The sequence below is a fragment of the Haemophilus parainfluenzae ATCC 33392 genome (assembly GCF_031191205.1).
Taxonomy (GTDB): Bacteria; Pseudomonadota; Gammaproteobacteria; order Enterobacterales; family Pasteurellaceae; genus Haemophilus_D; species Haemophilus_D parainfluenzae.
This window is the reverse complement of the sequence record NZ_CP133470.1, coordinates 794,273-811,529: the sequence shown is the minus strand read 5'-3', so window position 1 is coordinate 811,529 and position 17,257 is coordinate 794,273. Positions and strand designations below refer to the sequence as shown.

The window sequence follows — 17,257 nt, the reverse complement described above, 5'->3', positions numbered from 1 at the left end:
GATAGATAGAAAAATGAAAGCAAAACTCGAAAATTTACTGACTCAAGCAGAAATCCAATTAACAGATCTACAAAAAGATCAACTGATCCAGTTAGTACAATTACTCAATAAATGGAACAAGGCCTATAATTTAACCTCTGTGCGTGATCCGCAAGAAATGTTAGTTAAACATATCTTGGATAGTATTGTTGTTAGTTCTTATTTACAAGGAGATCGTTTTATTGATGTGGGAACCGGTCCAGGCTTGCCAGGCCTGCCTTTAGCCATTATTAATCCTACCAAGCAATTTGTCTTGTTAGATAGTTTAGGTAAGCGTATTAGCTTCATTCGAAATGCAGTACGTGAGTTAGGACTAACAAATGTAGAACCTGTTCTTAGCCGCGTTGAGGAATATCAATCTGAACAAAAATTCGACGGCGTATTAAGTCGTGCATTTGCTTCGTTAAAAGATATGACTGATTGGTGTCATCATTTACCAAAACAAGATGGATATTTTTATGCTTTAAAAGGCATTTATCACGAAGATGAAGTTCAAGAATTAGACAAAAAATTCGAAGTAAAAGACGTGATAACTTTACATGTCCCTGAGCTTGTAGGTGAGCGACATTTAATCGTTTTACGATAAAACACACTTATTTTATGGTTATTTTGTGAATAAATTTTTAAAAGTGTGATTTATTTAACATTTTTTAGCTGTTTAAAAGTTGAAACTCTTTGTAGCACGGGTATAATTAGGTAGTTTTTGTATTTTAAAAAATAAGATAATGTCTAAGGTTTTAACAGAGGCCAAAAATCGATATCAAAAAGCGATGATTATTGAATCAGTTTGCCTTGTTGTTTTTGGTTTGTTAGTTGCGCTTTGGCAAGGTAAAAGTGCGGTAGATTTTAGTTTAGGATTTATCTGTGCTTTTGTGCCATTTTGTGCTTTTACTTATATTGTTTTTTTTCGCAAACAAGATTTTTCAACAAAATTAACAGCATTTTATCGCGGTGAAGCATTGAAGTTTATGCTAACGATTGTGCTTGTGGGGGGGGCCTTTAAATGGCTTTCTATCTCACATTTTATTTTATTTTTTGTTGGTTTTTTTACTGCATTAGCGTTGAATAATTTTATTCCGTTTTTGTTAAATAAATCTTAAATTTTTTTCTTTTTTCTACAAAGGGTTGACTATGTCTGGACAAACGACTTCCGAATATATTGGCCACCACTTGAGCTTCTTAAAAACAGGTGATGGTTTCTGGAATGTTCATGTTGATACGCTCTTTTTCTCGATCGTATCTGCAGTGATTTTCTTGTTTATCTTTTCTCGTGTTGCAAAAAATGCAACGACAGGCGTACCAGGCAAAATGCAATGTTTGGTTGAGATTGTGGTTGATTGGGTTGATGCTATTGTGAAAGAAAACTTTCATGGTCCGCGTAATGTGGTAGCACCAATTGCTTTAACCATTTTCTGCTGGGTATTCATTATGAATGCAATTGACTTGATTCCTGTTGATTTTCTTCCTCAACTTGCAGGTCTTTTTGGTATTCATTATTTAAGAGCAGTACCAACAGCAGATATCAGTGCAACACTAGGTATGTCAATCTGTGTATTCTTCCTCATTCTTTTCTATACAATTAAATCAAAAGGTTTTGGTGGTTTAGTTAAAGAATATACACTCCACCCTTTTAATCATTGGGCGTTTATTCCTGTAAACTTTATTCTTGAAACCGTAACTTTATTAGCTAAACCTATTTCTCTTGCTTTCCGTCTTTTCGGTAATATGTATGCAGGAGAATTAATCTTTATTCTTATCGCTGTGATGTACTCTGCAAATGTGGCCATTGCGGCATTGGGAATCCCATTACACCTAGCTTGGGCTATTTTCCATATTTTGGTTATTACGTTACAAGCATTCATCTTTATGATGTTAACGGTGGTTTACTTAAGTATTGCTTATAATAAAGCAGAACATTAATTTTTATTAACCGGCTCTAGGGCTAAATTTAACTTCTATCTATTGGAGAACATTATGGAAACTGTAATTACAGCGACAATCATTGGTGCATCAATTCTTCTTGCATTTGCTGCATTAGGTACTGCAATCGGCTTTGCGATCTTAGGTGGTAAATTCTTAGAATCATCTGCTCGTCAACCTGAATTAGCATCTAGCCTACAAACTAAAATGTTTATCGTAGCTGGTCTTTTGGATGCGATTGCAATGATTGCTGTTGGTATTTCATTACTTTTCATTTTTGCAAACCCATTCATCGGTTTATTACACTAATCACCTTATTTGCTTATCAACGTAAAACAAGCATAGTAAGGAGGACGTTGTGAATTTAAATGCAACATTGATTGGTCAACTTATTGCGTTCGCACTTTTTGTGTGGTTCTGCATGAAGTTTGTTTGGCCACCAATTATTAATGCGATTGAAACACGTCAAAGCCAAATTGCGAACGCCTTAGCGTCAGCTGAAGCAGCGAAAAAAGAGCAAGCAGATACTAAAAATCTTGTTGAACAAGAACTTCTATCTGCAAAAGTACAAGCTCAAGAAATTTTAGATGCTGCGAATAAACGTCGCAATGAAGTGTTAGACGAAGTGAAGGCAGAAGCTGAAGAACTAAAAGCAAAAATTATTGCTCAAGGTTATGCTGAAGTAGAAGCAGAACGTAAACGTGTTCAAGAAGAATTACGTATTAAAGTGGCTTCATTAGCAGTAGCGGGTGCTGAGAAAATTGTGGGTCGTTCTATTGATGAAGCGGCAAACAATGACATTATTGATAAATTAGTTGCAGAGTTATAAGAGGCTTAGCTTATGTCAGAATTAACTACAATAGCTCGCCCTTATGCAAAAGCTGCATTCGACTTTGCCATTGAACAAAGTGCGGTCGAAAAATGGACTGAAATGTTAGGCTTTGCTGCAGCCGTAGCTGAAGATGAAACGGTAAAAGCTTACTTAAGTAGTTCTCTTTCTGCACAGAAATTAGCTGATACAGTAATTTCTATTTGTGGCGAACAATTGGATCAATATGGGCAAAATCTTATTCGGTTAATGGCTGAAAATAAGCGTTTGAGTGCGATTCCTACCGTGTTTGAAGAATTTAAACATTATGTGGAAGAACATCAAGCTATTGCAGAAGTTGAAGTAACTTCTGCACAACCATTGAATGCAACACAAATCGAAAAAATTGCAGCTGCAATGGAAAAAAGATTAGCTCGCAAAGTGAAATTAAATTGCAATGTAGATAGCTCACTGATTGCCGGTGTAGTGATTCGTACAGAAGATTTTGTGATTGACGGAAGTAGTCGTGGACAACTTACTCGTCTCGCAAATGAGTTGCAATTATAAGAGGAATACAAGATGCAACTAAATTCAACTGAAATTAGTGAATTGATTAAAAAACGCATCGCTCAATTTGACGTGGTGAGCGAAGCCCGTAATACAGGGACAATTGTTTCTGTAAGTGACGGGATTATTCGTATTCATGGCTTAAGCGATGTGATGCAAGGCGAAATGATCGCCTTACCAGGCAACCGTTACGCAATGGCACTTAACCTTGAACGTGATTCTGTTGGTGCGGTAGTAATGGGCCCTTACGCAGATTTAGCGGAAGGTATGGAAGTACAATGTACTGGCCGTATCCTTGAAGTACCAGTTGGTCGTGGTTTATTAGGTCGTGTGGTTAATACACTTGGCCAGCCAATCGATGGTAAAGGTGAAATTGAAAATGATGGTTTCTCTCCTGTTGAAGTCATTGCACCAGGTGTTATCGATCGTAAATCTGTTGATCAGCCTGTACAAACCGGTTATAAAGCGGTTGACTCTATGGTTCCAATCGGTCGTGGTCAACGTGAGTTAATCATCGGTGACCGTCAAACGGGTAAAACAGCATTAGCAATCGACGCAATTATTAACCAACGTGATTCAGGTATTAAATGTATCTATGTCGCGATTGGTCAAAAAGCGTCGACTATTGCAAACGTAGTGCGTAAATTAGAAGAGCATGGTGCACTTGAAAATACAATCGTTGTTGCGGCATCTGCATCTGAATCAGCTGCGTTACAATATTTAGCGCCTTATGCTGGTTGTGCAATGGGTGAATATTTCCGTGATCGCGGTGAAGATGCGTTAATCGTTTACGATGACTTATCAAAACAAGCCGTTGCTTATCGTCAAATTTCATTATTATTACGTCGTCCACCAGGTCGTGAAGCTTATCCAGGTGACGTATTCTATCTACACTCACGTTTACTTGAACGTGCAGCACGTGTAAGTGAAGAATACGTAGAAAAATTTACTCAAGGTGCAGTAAAAGGAAAAACCGGTTCTTTAACCGCTCTTCCAATTATTGAAACTCAAGCAGGTGACGTTTCAGCATTCGTTCCAACCAACGTAATTTCGATTACCGATGGTCAGATTTTCTTAGAATCTAACTTATTTAACTCTGGTATTCGCCCAGCGGTAAACCCAGGTATTTCGGTATCTCGTGTGGGTGGTTCTGCACAAACTAAAGTAGTGAAGAAATTAGCTGGTGGTATCCGTACTGCATTAGCTCAATATCGTGAATTAGCAGCGTTTGCTCAGTTCGCATCTGACCTTGATGATGCTACCCGCAAACAACTTTCTCACGGTGAAAAAGTCACTGAATTATTGAAACAAAAACAATATGTACCGCTTAGCGTAGCAGAGCAATCTGTGTTGCTTTTCGCGGTTGAGTTTGGCTATTTAGAAGATGTGGAATTGCAAAAAATTGCAAGTTTTGAAGCCGCACTTTTAGATTACGCTCGCCGTAACCACAGCGAGTTTATGGCTGAATTGACCAAAACCGGCAATTACAATGATGAAGTTAAAGCATCATTGAAAACGATTTTGGATAACTTTAAAGCCAACAGCGCGTGGTAAAAGTAACGGAGAAATAAGATGGCAGGTGCAAAAGAGATAAAAACCAAAATTGCCAGTGTACAAAGTACACAAAAAATTACAAAGGCAATGGAAATGGTGGCGACCTCGAAAATGCGTAAAACGCAGGATCGTATGTCGGCTTCTCGTCCGTATTCTGAAACAATACGAAATGTTATCAGCCACGTCTCTAAAGCAAGTGTTGGTTATAAACACCCATTTTTAATTCAACGCGAAGTGAAAAAAGTCGGGATCTTAGTGGTCTCGACTGACCGCGGAATGTGTGGTGGTTTGAACATTAACTTGTTTAAAACCGTCATGACAGAAATCAAACAATGGAAAGATAAAGGTGTTAATGTTGAATTGGGTTTAATTGGCTCAAAAGGTATTAGCTTCTTCCGTTCATTAGGATTACCTGTTCGTGCACAACTTTCCGGTTTGGGTGATAATCCGACAATGGAAGACTTAATTGGTGTTGCAAACGGTATGTTTGGTAGCTATAAAGACGAAGAAGTAGATGCAGTTTATATTGCCTACAATAAATTCGTTAATACAATGGCACAAAAACCAGTTTATCAACAATTAATACCATTACCGGCATTAGAAACCGATAATTTAGAGCAAAGACAAAGCACCTGGGATTACCTTTACGAGCCAGAGCCAAAAGTCTTATTAGACAGTTTGCTTACTCGTTATTTGGAGTCACAAGTGTATCAATCTGTGGTAGATAACCTTGCTTCCGAGCAAGCTGCTAGAATGGTAGCAATGAAAGCGGCAACTGATAATGCAGGTAATTTAATCAATGACTTGCGATTAGTTTACAATAAAGCCCGTCAAGCAAGTATTACAAATGAATTAAACGAAATCGTCGCCGGCGCGGCAGCGATTTAATGAAAGAGGAACGGTAATGTCAGCAGGAAAAATTGTACAAATCATCGGTGCGGTGATTGACGTTGAATTCCCACAAGATGCAGTACCAAAAGTTTACGATGCATTAAAAGTTGAATCAGGTTTAACCCTTGAAGTTCAACAACAATTAGGTGGCGGTGTAGTTCGCTGTATCGCATTAGGTACATCTGACGGCTTAAAACGTGGCTTAAAAGTAGAAAATACGGGTAACCCTATTCAAGTTCCAGTAGGGACTAAAACGTTAGGCCGTATTATGAACGTATTAGGTGAACCAATCGATGAGCAAGGTGAAATTGGCGCGGAAGAAAATTGGTCTATTCACCGTCCGGCACCAAGCTATGAAGAACAATCTAACAGTACGGAATTATTAGAAACTGGTATCAAAGTTATCGACTTAATTTGTCCATTCGCAAAAGGTGGTAAAGTAGGTCTATTCGGTGGTGCGGGTGTAGGTAAAACCGTTAACATGATGGAATTAATCCGTAATATCGCGATTGAGCACTCAGGTTACTCCGTATTTGCGGGTGTAGGTGAGCGTACTCGTGAAGGTAACGACTTCTATCATGAAATGAAAGATTCTAACGTATTAGATAAAGTATCGTTAGTTTACGGACAAATGAATGAGCCACCAGGTAACCGTTTACGTGTTGCGTTAACCGGTTTAACTATGGCAGAGAAATTCCGTGATGAGGGTCGTGATGTATTATTCTTCGTGGATAACATCTATCGTTATACCCTTGCTGGTACTGAAGTATCTGCGTTATTAGGTCGTATGCCATCTGCGGTAGGTTACCAACCAACATTAGCAGAAGAAATGGGTGTGTTACAAGAACGTATCACTTCAACCAAAACAGGTTCTATCACCTCTGTTCAAGCGGTATACGTACCTGCGGATGACTTAACTGACCCATCTCCGGCAACAACCTTCGCGCACTTAGACTCAACAGTTGTATTAAGTCGTCAAATTGCATCTTTAGGTATTTACCCTGCGGTTGACCCATTAGATTCAACTTCACGTCAATTAGACCCACTCGTTGTTGGTCAAGAGCACTATGATGTAGCGCGTGGTGTTCAAGGTATCTTACAACGTTATAAAGAATTAAAAGATATTATCGCAATTCTTGGTATGGACGAGTTATCTGAAGATGACAAACTTGTGGTAGCACGTGCACGTAAAATTGAACGTTTCTTATCACAACCGTTCTTCGTTGCTGAGGTATTTAACGGTACTCCAGGTAAATACGTTTCTTTAAAAGAAACTATCCGTGGCTTTAAAGGTATTTTAAACGGCGAATACGACCATATTCCAGAACAAGCGTTCTACATGGTCGGTACAATCGACGAAGCGCTAGAAAAAGCCAAAAATATGTAATCACTTCAAGTCATTTGAAGGAGAACAAAAATGGCGACATTTAACCTAATAATAGTCAGCGCAGAACGAAAAATCTTTGAAGGTGCTGTGAAACAAATCCAAGCAACAGGTGTGGAAGGTGAACTTGGTATTTTACCAAACCACACCCCTTTGATGACGGCGATTAAGCCAGGGATTGTTAAACTCACCCTTGAAGATGGCAATGAAGAAGTTATCTATGTTTCAGGTGGCTTTTTAGAAGTTCAACCTAAAGTAGTAACGGTACTTGCCGATGTTGCAATTCGCGGTAGCGAGTTAGATGCAGATCGTATTCGTGAAGCAAAACGTAAAGCGGAAGAAAATATTGTGAATCACGCTGTTGATGTGGATCATGATTTACTTGTAGCTAAACTTTCTAAAGAGTTGGCGAAACTTCGTGCTTACGAACTTACTGAAAAACTCGTTAAATCAAAACGATAAGTTAATGATAATAAAAAAGAGCGGTTATTTTGACCGCTCTTTTTATTTTTTATCGTAAGAAATATCGATACGCTTTACTTTCACTCACATCTTCATAAACATAGCCGAGTTCAGCTAAAGCTTTTTCAAATTCTGCGTTATCTTTTTCGCCTAATTGGAAAGCCGCAAGAATATTACCGTAATCAGCTCCATGTGCACGATAATGGAATAATGAAATATTCCAACGTTTACCCAAAATTTCTAAGAATTTAAGTAAAGCGCCTTTTTGTTCTGGAAATTCAAAGCTATAAAGTCGTTCATGATGATTAGAAACTCGTCCACCCATTAAATAACGCACGTGAGTTTTCGCAATATCATCATCAGACATATCTTCTACATCAAAGCCATTTTTCGTTAAATCAGCAATAATTTCTGCTTTTTCAGCTTCATTAGCCGTGCGCACACCAACGAAAATACAGGCTTTTTGATTATCTGCATAACGATAACTGAATTCTGTTACTGCACGGTTTCCGATGACATGAGCAAATTTTAAAAAGCTGCCTGGTTGTTCAGGCATCGTTACCGCCAATAAAGCTTCACGGTTTTCACCAATTTCACAACGTTCTGAAACATAACGCAATGTATGGAAGTTAAGGTTGGCGCCAGATAGAATTGCCGCCATATTTTTGCCTTCCAAATTGTTTTGTTTCACGTATTTCTTCAAACCAGCTAATCCTAAGGCACCAGATGGCTCTGCGACAGCACGCACGTTTTCAAATAAATCTTTCATTGCCGCACAAACTTCATCGCTGTCTACCAATACCATACCATCTAAATATTTTTGACATAAACGGAATGTTTCATCACCAATACGTTTTACTGCTACGCCATCGGCAAATAGCCCAACATGTGCTAGATCTGTAGGTTCACCCTTTTCTAAGGCTGCATTCAAACAAGCTGAATCTTTGGACTCGACACCAATGACTTTAATTTCCGGCATAAATTGTTTGAGCAAAATGGCTACGCCAGCCGCAAGGCCACCACCACCAACTTGCACAAAGACATAATCTAAATCAGCAACTTGTTGGAGCATTTCCATCGCCAATGTACCTTGACCAGCAATAACCAATGGATGATCAAAAGGCGGGATAAATGTCATATGTTTAGATTTTGAAAGCTCAATGGCTTTAGCTTTGGCTTCATCAAAATTGGCTCCATGTAACAACACTTCACCACCAAAACCGCGAACTGCATCCACTTTGATACTCGGTGTATTTTGTGGCATAACAATTAATGCTTTTAATCCAAGCTGTTTTGCTGATAAAGCAACACCCTGAGCATGATTACCCGCAGAAGCAGCAATGACACCTGACTGTTTTTGTTCATCAGAAAGGCTGGATATCATTGCATAGGCGCCACGCAGTTTAAAGCTATTTACTGGCTGTCGGTCTTCACGCTTAATCCAAATATTATTATGTAGGCGATCAGATAATTTGCCCATTTTTTGTAGCGGGGTTACGGTAGCGGCTTCATATACTCTGGAGCCAAATTTGACAATCGCGTTAATGTAATCCGATTGAGAGGGTTGAGGATTGGTAAGTAGATTTTTCATGATACTTAATTTGTTATGATGAAGTGCGGTTAATTTTTTCTTTGTTTTTATCCTCCTCTCATAAAAGAGAGGAGGAATAATTAGAAATTATTTTAATAGACTTTTATCACGCACAGCACCTTTATCCGCAGATGTTGCAAAGTGACCAAATACTTTTAATGCAAAAGACACTTCACGTTCACGGTTAGCTGGTTGCCAGCCTTTGGCATCTTGCTCGGTACGGCGTTTTGCTAATTCTTCATCGCTGATTTTGAGATTAATCGCACGATTTGGAATATCGATTTCGATAATATCGTCATCATATACTAAGCCGATCGCACCGCCAGAAGCCGCTTCAGGTGAAGCGTGACCGATAGATAAACCAGATGTACCACCAGAGAAACGACCATCTGTTAATAAAGCACATTTTTTACCTAAGCCCATGGATTTTAAATAGCTGGTTGGGTATAACATTTCTTGCATACCTGGGCCGCCTTTTGGACCTTCGTAGCGAATGACTACTACATGACCTTCTTTCACTTTGCTACCTAAAATACCGGCTACCGCATCTTCTTGGCTTTCAAATACGATTGCTCGACCGGTAAATTTCCAGATAGACTCATCTACACCCGCCGTTTTTACGATACAACCATCTTTAGCGATGTTACCGAACAATACCGCTAGACCACCTTCTTGAGAAATGGCATTTTCTTTGTTACGGATACATCCACTTACACGGTCATCATCTACGCTATCCCAACGACAATCTTGTGAGAAGGCTTGCGTGGTACGAATACCTGCAGGTCCGGCACGGAAGAATTTGTGTAATTCCTCGTCTTTATTGCGAATAATATCGTATTGATTTAATTGTTCTTCTAGTGTTGTTCCTAATACGGTTTTGGTATCGCGATGGATTAAACCTGCACGATCTAATTCACCTAATAAGCCCATAATGCCACCTGCACGGTGCACATCTTCCATGTGGTATTTATTGGTGTTTGGTGCAATTTTGCTTAAGCAAGGCACAACGCGTGATAAGCGGTCAATATCCGCCATTTTGAAATCTACACCCGCTTCTTGAGCAGCCGCTAATAAGTGTAAAACGGTATTACTTGAACCACCCATCGCAATATCTAAGCTCATAGCGTTTTCAAAAGCTTCAAAGGTGCCGATTGAACGTGGCAATACGCTTTCATCGTCTTGCTCGTAATAGCGTTTGCAAAGCTCAACAATTTGACGACCAGCTTTTAAGAATAATTCTTTACGGTCAGCATGGGTCGCTAACATCGAGCCATTGCCCGGTAAAGATAAACCTAAGGCTTCCGTTAAGCAGTTCATAGAGTTTGCGGTAAACATTCCTGAGCAAGAACCACAGGTTGGGCAAGCGCTGCGCTCAATCGCATCAATACGCTCATCACTTACATTTGGATCTGCCGCCTCAATCATCGCATCCACTAAATCTAAGCGAATAAGTTGATCAGATAATTTTGTTTTACCCGCTTCCATTGGGCCGCCTGAAACGAAGATAGTTGGAATGTTCAAACGCATTGCTGCCATTAACATTCCTGGGGTGATTTTGTCACAGTTGGAAATACACACCATCGCATCAGCACAGTGTGCATTAACCATATATTCCACGCTATCTGCGATTAAATCACGGCTTGGTAAAGAATAAAGCATCCCACCGTGGCCCATCGCGATACCATCATCTACCGCAATGGTATTGAATTCTTTTGCTACGCCGCCAGCTTTTTCAATTTCAGCTGCAACCAGTTGTCCCATATCTTTTAAATGAACATGCCCAGGTACGAATTGGGTGAAAGAGTTCACCACCGCAATAATCGGTTTACCAAAGTCATTTTCTTTCATCCCTGTTGCACGCCATAAGGCACGTGCACCCGCCATATTACGACCCTGAGTACTGGTCGCTGAACGTAGTTTTGGCATAAATAATCTCTCCAGGTAGTAAATTTATTGCTAAATATAGCTTCTGTATTTCACAGTGTAGGGACAAATCACATACATTTGCCTCTACAGATATCACATTGTTTTGTTTATATTAAAAATCCATGTACCTTACGGATACGTAACAGTCGTAAGAACTTTCTCAACGATTGCAAATGGTAGCCCTATGATGGCAAAAGGAATAATAATAGCTGAAAGTGCAGCCTCTTCTTTGTTCAATTTATTAATACTAATTTCTTTTTCATTGCTAAACTCTACATATTTTGTTTCTAATGGCTGAATAAGTTTAGCCTTTTGCAAAATCTCATTTTTATTTTTTATATCAACAAGATTTCCATTATTCATTGAAAAAAACATTCTACGTCCATCTCTATAAGGAGAATTTATATTATAAAGTTCATCAAGTTGAGCTTTTGTTAAATTTTGGTGGTTAAAATATATTGATAAGAATGCCTCTACTTCATTGGTTTTAACATTTTTTCTTATCTCATCAATCTTCACAGAAGAAATATTTTTAGTATAAGGTGACTCAAGTAATTTAATTAATTGAGCTGTATTCCCATTATCTTTACTATTAAATTGATAACTATTAAGTTGCCCAATAGCATAAATCTGATTGTCAGCAATAAAGAAAGATTTGATCACTTCTTTTTTTGATGATAATTCTTTATATTGTTGATCTGCTGTTACACAGCCCAATAAAAACGTAGCTATCAACATCCCAATAAATAAACGCATTTTTTTCATTTTTTTACCTTCATAATCTTCAGTTATTTTCCCAACCGCTTCACTAATAAATCCAAAGTGTGATTGTTTTTAACTATGAATTTTAACCGCACTTTATTGCTATTTAACGGAATGGGCAAGGATCAAACAATGCACCGAATCCAGGGCTTGAATCTTTGTCACCCAAACAAGTTAACATCGCAACCGGAAACCATAATGATGCGGTTAAAATAGTCAGTGGGTTAATAGTTTTATCATCATCAGAATACGAAGAGGTATTAACTTTACTACCATAATATCGGTCCACTGTTGCCATAATCGGTTTTGCAAGTTTATATTTTGCCAGCAGTTCATTTCGATGTTCATATTGTCGGCTAACACCTTCTGCCTCGTAAGTTATACTATAAATATTAAACTGAGGTGAAATACTATAACGTTCCTGTAATTTCTTTTTAACCGTTTCGGTTGTCTCTTGGAACATAAATTTCTTTAATAACTCATTACGTTGTTTTTCCGTTAAGTTATCTGCTCGCACATACAATGTTAATCTTGCAGAAACCTTTTTGTCTTCTTCATCGATAAGGAAAACTGGTATGACTTTTTCAATCGCTTTGGCATAGGGGCTATTCAAAAATGTCGATAAATCAGAGACGCTAGAGCTACAGAGTTCAAAACTTTCTTTATCGGTAAAGACAAAAAGCTTGCAATCTTGACCAAACATAAACATCTCAATGGGCTCTTGTGTTGTTGATGACGAACGTGACGAGCAAGCAGCCAAAACGATTGTTGACAACAGAAAAATAAAAGTAAATAGCTTTTTCATTTTTAAGTTCCTTTACTTAATTTCAATCACATCCGGTAACTTCGCCAACTGATTCACCAACAAATCAAAAGTGCGGTCAGATTTTACAGTGATTTTTAACTGCACTTGGGTGTCTACCAAGATCATATCCATATTAGTCACTGTGAAACCACGTAAACGAATTACGCGTAATACACGTTCTAAAACCTCTGGGCGATGTTGAGCGATCAAGTCAAAAGTATATTGGTTCATCTTAAATTTCCTCCAACATATCGGCATTGCACGCACCCGGTGGGACTAATGGCCATACACATTCATCAGGTGGAATGCATACTTGTAACAAATAAGCGGTTTCGCTATTTAATAAGCGATTAAGCGCTTCATCTACTTCGTCAGCTTGTTCAATGCGTTCAGCTGGAATATCAAAGGCTTTTGCCAACATCACAAAATCAGGGTTATCTTCTAAAATGGTTTCTGAACGGCGTTTGTTCCAGAAAAGGTCTTGCCATTGACGCACCATACCAAGGCGTTGGTTATCTAACAGCAAAATTTTTACCGGTAATTTGCCACGTTTGATTGAGCCTAATTCTTGAATGTTCATCATCAATGAACCATCGCCTGTTACCAAAATCACTTCATCATGAGGGCGTGCTTTTTTCGCGCCTACCGCTGCAGGTAAACCAAATCCCATGGTGCCGAAACCCGCGGAGGTAATATAGTTTTCTGGTGCGAAATGGCGCATATGTTGTGCAGACCACATTTGGTGTTGGCCCACATCGGTACAAATCACCGCATTTTGTGGTTTACGCTGAGAAAGCGTGTTGAGCAACGACCAAGGGTCAATCGGTCGGCTGCCTGCATTGTCAATATAAGTGAAATCGAGTTTGGCTTTCAATGCTTGAATGTGTGCTCGCCAATCATTAATCTCAAGCGGGATACTTAAAGCCTCTAAGGCTTGAATTAAATCACCTTGAAGAGCAACATTTGCCACACGGAGTTTGTTGATTTCTGCTGCATCAATATCACAATGGATCACTTTGGCGTGTGGCGCAAAACTGTCTAATTTACCGGTCACACGGTCATCAAAACGTGCACCGCACACTAACAATAAATCACATTCTTGTACGGCAACGTTTGCGGCTTTTGTGCCGTGCATACCAATCATGCCCATATAAACGGGATCGGTTGGGTCAATTGAGCCTAAACCTTTCAATGTTGAAACGGATGGCATTTTGGTGATTTGTAGGAATTTGTTGACCGCTTGTGTGGCTTTCGCCATACCTACACCGCCGCCTACATAAAGCACCGGTTTTTTTGCTTGCGCCAATAATGCTTTTGCTTCAGTTAATTTTAATTCTGAAAGTGCGGTTGGTTTTACGACTGGTTTGACAATAGGTTTTACATGTTCAGGTACATCGCTCACTTGGATATTACGAGGCACATCAATGAGAACTGGACCTGGTCTGCCACTTTGTGCAATTTGGAAAGCAGAGGCAATAATTTCGGGGAGTTCTTCGATGGATTGCACAATGTAGCTGTGCTTGGTGCAAGCAAGAGATAAACCTAAAACATCGGCTTCTTGGAAAGCATCGGTACCGATAAGGGGAGCAGCCACTTGGCCAGTAAATGCCACGATTGGTACAGAGTCAGCAAAGGCATCGCCTAAACCGGTAATTAAATTGGTTGCACCTGGGCCAGAGGTTGCCACGCAAACGCCGACTTTGCCAGTAGAGCGCGCATAACCAATCGCAGCTATTGCGGCACCTTGTTCGTTACGACAAAGGAGATGGTCAAGACCTGAGTCATAGATGGCATCATAGGTTGGCATGATTGCCCCGCCTGGGTAGCCGAAAAGATCGGTTACACCGTGCGCTTTTAAACATTCGATAATGAGTTGTGCGCCTGTCATGTTGCTTCCCGTTTTTATGATTATTAAATAATTTTATGAATATTGAAGTTTTGCATTGTAGCGGAATTTTTCGCCTTTGGTTAGATTTTCGCGAAAAAACAAACGAAAAAAACACGATAACCAAGATTATCGTGTTTTTTTATGAAAAGTGCGGTCAGAAAATGCAATGTTTTCTGCACGTAAAATTAGAAGCCTGCTTGTTTTTCTAATTGTTCAACAAGCGCATCGTCTAAGCCTAATGCTTGTGCTAAATCTGCTAAGAAAATGATTTCTTTGCGAGATAAATCTTTGCTTACTAAACGAGCTGCTAAATACACATTGCTTGCAAGTGCAGTATCATTACCTACAAGACGAGCAATCTCGTTGATAGAAATTGGATTTTGAATTTCTTGTTCAAGCCACTGTGCTAATTCAGGGTTGTTACCTGCTTCATTTGCGATAGTTTGTTTTTCGTCTTCAGTGATTTCACCATCTGCTGCCGCTGCAGCAATCATCGTACGTAAAATCAACTCACCCGCATCGACATGGCTTGATGAATTTAATACATCAAACGCATTTTCTGAAATGCTTGGTTGGCTGTTTTGTTGGGATTTTTGATAGTTTTGGTACGCTTGATAAGCAAGATTACCTAATACAGCAAGTGAGCCTAATTTTGCTAAACTTGCGCCACCGCTACGGCCTAAAATCATTGATAAAATACCGCCTAACGCAGCACCGCCGCCTACTTTAGTGAGAGAGTCGATAGTTTGGTTGCCAGTTTCAAGTTTGCTTGCAGAGTTTTTAGCGACATCTAAAACTTGGTTTAAAATGCTGTTAAGATCCATAAATGTTTCCTTTTGGTTGTTTTGTTGACAGTAGTTAAATACGGCTTTTAGTCAGTAAAATTTAAAAAAAATTCACTGAATTTAACCTCTCTTTAAACCAAGTTCTTGACTCGGTTTTAGAATTCATTATATTGAAATCTTTCTTCATTCAAAAGGAACTTAATATGACGCAGTCAAACGCAAAGCGCGAGACCTTCTCTGGTCGGAAAGCATTTATTATGGCGGCGATTGGATCCGCTGTTGGCTTAGGAAACATCTGGCGTTTCCCTTATACCACTTATGAAAACGGTGGCGGTGCATTTATTATCCCTTACCTTATTGCACTTTTAACCGCTGGTATTCCATTGCTTTTCTTAGATTACGCAATCGGTCATCGCCATCGTGGTGGTGCACCGCTTTCTTATCGTCGCTTTAACCCACACTTTGAAGTGTTTGGTTGGTGGCAAGTGATGGTGAACGTCATCATCGGTCTTTACTACGCCGTGGTATTAGGTTGGGCGGCAAGCTATACCTATTTCTCACTTAATTCTGCTTGGGGCGACCAACCGATTGATTTCTTCCTACACGAATTCTTAAAAATGGGCGATATCAGCAATGGTGTGAGCTTTGAGTTTGTCGGCATGGTAACTGGTCCATTAATTGCTGTATGGTTAGTGGCGTTAGGCGTACTTTCTTTAGGTATTCAAAAAGGGATTTCTAAATCTTCAGATATCTTAATGCCTGTTTTAGTGGTGATGTTTGTAGCGTTGGTCGTTTATTCTTTATTCTTACCAGGTGCAGAAAAAGGCTTAAACGCACTATTTACACCAGACTGGTCAAAACTCTCTAATCCGAGCGTGTGGATTGCGGCTTACGGTCAAATCTTCTTCTCTCTTTCCATCTGTTTCGGGATTATGATTACGTATGCATCGTACTTGAAAAAAGATTCAGATTTAACAGGTAGCGGTTTAGTTGTTGGTTTTGCGAACTCAAGTTTTGAGGTGCTTGCGGGTATTGGTGTATTTGCGGCATTAGGTTTCATCGCAACCGCACAAGGTGTAGAAGTGAGCGAAGTAGCAAAAGGTGGTATTGGTTTAGCCTTCTTTGCATTCCCAACCATTATTAATAAAGCACCATTCGGTGAAGTATTAGGGGTATTATTCTTCGGTTCATTAACCTTTGCGGCATTAACCTCATTTATCTCTGTTATTGAAGTAATCATTTCAGCGATTCAAGACAAACTCCGTTTACGTCGAGCAAAAGCGACCTTTGTTGTTGGTTTACCAATGATGGTGGTATCAGTCATTTTATTTGGTACCACAACAGGTTTACCAATGCTTGATGTGTTCGATAAATTTGTGAACTACTTTGGTATTGTAGCAGTGGCATTTGTTTCATTAATTGTGATTGTTGCAAATGAAAAACTAGGCTTATTAGGCAACCACTTAAATCAAAGCTCTTCATTCAAAGTGGGTTTCCTATGGCGTTTATGCATTGTCATCACCACCGGTATTCTTGCCTTTATGTTATTCAGTGAAGGTGCAAAAGTATTTACTGAAGGTTATGAAGGCTATCCGAGCTGGTTTGTAAATATCTTTGGTTGGGGCATGGCAATTTCGCTTGTCGTGGTTTCATTCATTCTTTCTCGTTTAAAATGGAAAAATGAAGACAACTTCAAGCTTGAAGAAAAAGGAGAATAAAGATGACAAGTATTGCAATTATAATGATGATTGTGGCGCTTTTTGTGATTTGGGGCGGCTTGATCTTTTCCTTAATCAGACTTCCAAAGGAAGAAAAATAAGGTCAAAATTGACCGCACTTTGAAATAAGTAGGGCGTGCTGAGCACGCCCTTTTTT

At 39.3% G+C, this 17,257-nt stretch carries 19 protein-coding genes; 12 read left to right on the top strand and 7 right to left on the bottom strand.

Annotation, left to right across the window (positions count from 1 at the left end):
* Nucleotides 1–13: 13 nt before the first annotated feature.
* The 10 genes from rsmG (at nt 14) to RDV53_RS03945 (ending at nt 7,625) form a co-directional block, all read left to right on the top strand.
* A complete protein-coding gene (rsmG, locus tag RDV53_RS03990; protein ID WP_005694954.1) occupies nt 14–625 on the top strand; it encodes a 16S rRNA (guanine(527)-N(7))-methyltransferase RsmG in 612 nt (203 codons plus the stop codon).
* A 139-nt stretch (nt 626–764) separates the two neighbouring features.
* Entirely contained in the window at nt 765–1,139 is a 375-nt protein-coding gene (locus tag RDV53_RS03985; RefSeq protein WP_005694953.1) for an ATP synthase subunit I, read from the top strand.
* Nucleotides 1,140–1,170: 31 nt separating this feature from the next.
* The gene (gene atpB, locus RDV53_RS03980; protein ID WP_005694952.1) at nt 1,171–1,959 is read left to right on the top strand and encodes a F0F1 ATP synthase subunit A; all 789 of its coding nucleotides are present in this window, start codon (nt 1,171–1,173) and stop codon (nt 1,957–1,959) included.
* Nucleotides 1,960–2,013: 54 nt separating this feature from the next.
* Nucleotides 2,014–2,268, top strand: coding sequence for a F0F1 ATP synthase subunit C (gene atpE, locus RDV53_RS03975; protein WP_005629249.1), 255 nt, complete (start codon nt 2,014–2,016; stop codon nt 2,266–2,268).
* A gap of 49 nt (nt 2,269–2,317) precedes the next feature.
* Nucleotides 2,318–2,788, top strand: a complete 471-nt coding sequence (gene atpF, locus RDV53_RS03970) for a F0F1 ATP synthase subunit B (RefSeq protein WP_005694951.1) — start codon at nt 2,318–2,320, stop codon at nt 2,786–2,788.
* 12 nt (nt 2,789–2,800) lie between these two features.
* Nucleotides 2,801–3,334 carry a F0F1 ATP synthase subunit delta gene (gene atpH, locus RDV53_RS03965; protein ID WP_005694950.1) on the top strand — a complete coding sequence of 178 codons (534 nt, stop codon included), beginning with the start codon at nt 2,801–2,803 and terminating at the stop codon, nt 3,332–3,334.
* Between the two features lie 12 nt (nt 3,335–3,346).
* Nucleotides 3,347–4,888: a F0F1 ATP synthase subunit alpha gene (atpA, locus tag RDV53_RS03960; RefSeq protein ID WP_005694948.1), complete on the top strand. Its 1,542-nt coding sequence runs from the start codon at nt 3,347–3,349 to the stop codon at nt 4,886–4,888.
* An 18-nt stretch (nt 4,889–4,906) separates the two neighbouring features.
* On the top strand, nt 4,907–5,776 hold the full coding sequence (gene atpG / locus RDV53_RS03955) for a F0F1 ATP synthase subunit gamma (protein WP_005694946.1): 870 nt from the start codon (nt 4,907–4,909) through the stop codon (nt 5,774–5,776).
* Nucleotides 5,777–5,792: 16 nt separating this feature from the next.
* A complete protein-coding gene (atpD, locus tag RDV53_RS03950; protein ID WP_005694944.1) occupies nt 5,793–7,166 on the top strand; it encodes a F0F1 ATP synthase subunit beta in 1,374 nt (457 codons plus the stop codon).
* A gap of 30 nt (nt 7,167–7,196) precedes the next feature.
* The gene (locus tag RDV53_RS03945; RefSeq protein ID WP_005694943.1) at nt 7,197–7,625 is read left to right on the top strand and encodes a F0F1 ATP synthase subunit epsilon; all 429 of its coding nucleotides are present in this window, start codon (nt 7,197–7,199) and stop codon (nt 7,623–7,625) included.
* Nucleotides 7,626–7,674: 49 nt separating this feature from the next.
* Here the strand turns inward: RDV53_RS03945 and ilvA are convergent, their stop codons facing one another.
* From ilvA to RDV53_RS03910, 7 genes are all read right to left on the bottom strand, one after another.
* Nucleotides 7,675–9,216 (bottom strand): threonine ammonia-lyase, biosynthetic, encoded by a 1,542-nt coding sequence (gene ilvA, locus RDV53_RS03940; RefSeq protein ID WP_005694942.1) that lies wholly within the window; start codon nt 9,214–9,216, stop codon nt 7,675–7,677.
* An 87-nt stretch (nt 9,217–9,303) separates the two neighbouring features.
* A complete protein-coding gene (gene ilvD / locus RDV53_RS03935) occupies nt 9,304–11,142 on the bottom strand; it encodes a dihydroxy-acid dehydratase (protein ID WP_005694941.1) in 1,839 nt (612 codons plus the stop codon).
* Nucleotides 11,143–11,271: 129 nt separating this feature from the next.
* Nucleotides 11,272–11,907 (bottom strand): hypothetical protein, encoded by a 636-nt coding sequence (locus RDV53_RS03930; RefSeq protein ID WP_005694940.1) that lies wholly within the window; start codon nt 11,905–11,907, stop codon nt 11,272–11,274.
* Between the two features lie 103 nt (nt 11,908–12,010).
* Nucleotides 12,011–12,709 (bottom strand): hypothetical protein, encoded by a 699-nt coding sequence (locus tag RDV53_RS03925; RefSeq protein WP_005694939.1) that lies wholly within the window; start codon nt 12,707–12,709, stop codon nt 12,011–12,013.
* Nucleotides 12,710–12,721: 12 nt separating this feature from the next.
* Nucleotides 12,722–12,940 (bottom strand): acetolactate synthase 2 small subunit, encoded by a 219-nt coding sequence (gene ilvM / locus RDV53_RS03920; RefSeq protein WP_032822492.1) that lies wholly within the window; start codon nt 12,938–12,940, stop codon nt 12,722–12,724.
* Nucleotide 12,941: 1 nt separating this feature from the next.
* A complete protein-coding gene (gene ilvG, locus RDV53_RS03915; RefSeq protein ID WP_005694937.1) occupies nt 12,942–14,597 on the bottom strand; it encodes an acetolactate synthase 2 catalytic subunit in 1,656 nt (551 codons plus the stop codon).
* 185 nt (nt 14,598–14,782) lie between these two features.
* Nucleotides 14,783–15,421, bottom strand: coding sequence for a tellurite resistance TerB family protein (locus RDV53_RS03910; protein ID WP_005694935.1), 639 nt, complete (start codon nt 15,419–15,421; stop codon nt 14,783–14,785).
* 164 nt (nt 15,422–15,585) lie between these two features.
* Between RDV53_RS03910 and RDV53_RS03905 the strand changes: the two genes are divergently transcribed.
* Nucleotides 15,586–17,100: a sodium-dependent transporter gene (locus RDV53_RS03905; RefSeq protein ID WP_005694934.1), complete on the top strand. Its 1,515-nt coding sequence runs from the start codon at nt 15,586–15,588 to the stop codon at nt 17,098–17,100.
* A 2-nt stretch (nt 17,101–17,102) separates the two neighbouring features.
* The gene (locus tag RDV53_RS03900; protein WP_032822493.1) at nt 17,103–17,201 is read left to right on the top strand and encodes a methionine/alanine import family NSS transporter small subunit; all 99 of its coding nucleotides are present in this window, start codon (nt 17,103–17,105) and stop codon (nt 17,199–17,201) included.
* Nucleotides 17,202–17,257: the final 56 nt, after the last annotated feature.

Bases quoted from the DNA above. Each gene is read 5' to 3' on its own strand.
- RDV53_RS03910 (WP_005694935.1), bottom strand. From the start codon at position 15,421: ATGGATCTTAACAGCATTTTAAACCAAGTTTTAGATGTCGCTAAAAAC.
- ilvD (WP_005694941.1), bottom strand. From the start codon at position 11,142: ATGCCAAAACTACGTTCAGCGACCAGTACTCAGGGTCGTAATATGGCG.
- atpB (WP_005694952.1), top strand. From the start codon at position 1,171: ATGTCTGGACAAACGACTTCCGAATATATTGGCCACCACTTGAGCTTC.
- RDV53_RS03925 (WP_005694939.1), bottom strand. From the start codon at position 12,709: ATGAAAAAGCTATTTACTTTTATTTTTCTGTTGTCAACAATCGTTTTG.
- ilvA (WP_005694942.1), bottom strand. From the start codon at position 9,216: ATGAAAAATCTACTTACCAATCCTCAACCCTCTCAATCGGATTACATT.
- ilvM (WP_032822492.1), bottom strand. From the start codon at position 12,940: ATGAACCAATATACTTTTGACTTGATCGCTCAACATCGCCCAGAGGTT.
- RDV53_RS03900 (WP_032822493.1), top strand. From the start codon at position 17,103: ATGACAAGTATTGCAATTATAATGATGATTGTGGCGCTTTTTGTGATT.
- atpE (WP_005629249.1), top strand. From the start codon at position 2,014: ATGGAAACTGTAATTACAGCGACAATCATTGGTGCATCAATTCTTCTT.
- RDV53_RS03905 (WP_005694934.1), top strand. From the start codon at position 15,586: ATGACGCAGTCAAACGCAAAGCGCGAGACCTTCTCTGGTCGGAAAGCA.
- atpD (WP_005694944.1), top strand. From the start codon at position 5,793: ATGTCAGCAGGAAAAATTGTACAAATCATCGGTGCGGTGATTGACGTT.
- atpH (WP_005694950.1), top strand. From the start codon at position 2,801: ATGTCAGAATTAACTACAATAGCTCGCCCTTATGCAAAAGCTGCATTC.
- RDV53_RS03985 (WP_005694953.1), top strand. From the start codon at position 765: ATGTCTAAGGTTTTAACAGAGGCCAAAAATCGATATCAAAAAGCGATG.
- RDV53_RS03930 (WP_005694940.1), bottom strand. From the start codon at position 11,907: ATGAAAAAAATGCGTTTATTTATTGGGATGTTGATAGCTACGTTTTTA.
- RDV53_RS03945 (WP_005694943.1), top strand. From the start codon at position 7,197: ATGGCGACATTTAACCTAATAATAGTCAGCGCAGAACGAAAAATCTTT.
- atpG (WP_005694946.1), top strand. From the start codon at position 4,907: ATGGCAGGTGCAAAAGAGATAAAAACCAAAATTGCCAGTGTACAAAGT.
- atpA (WP_005694948.1), top strand. From the start codon at position 3,347: ATGCAACTAAATTCAACTGAAATTAGTGAATTGATTAAAAAACGCATC.
- rsmG (WP_005694954.1), top strand. From the start codon at position 14: ATGAAAGCAAAACTCGAAAATTTACTGACTCAAGCAGAAATCCAATTA.
- ilvG (WP_005694937.1), bottom strand. From the start codon at position 14,597: ATGACAGGCGCACAACTCATTATCGAATGTTTAAAAGCGCACGGTGTA.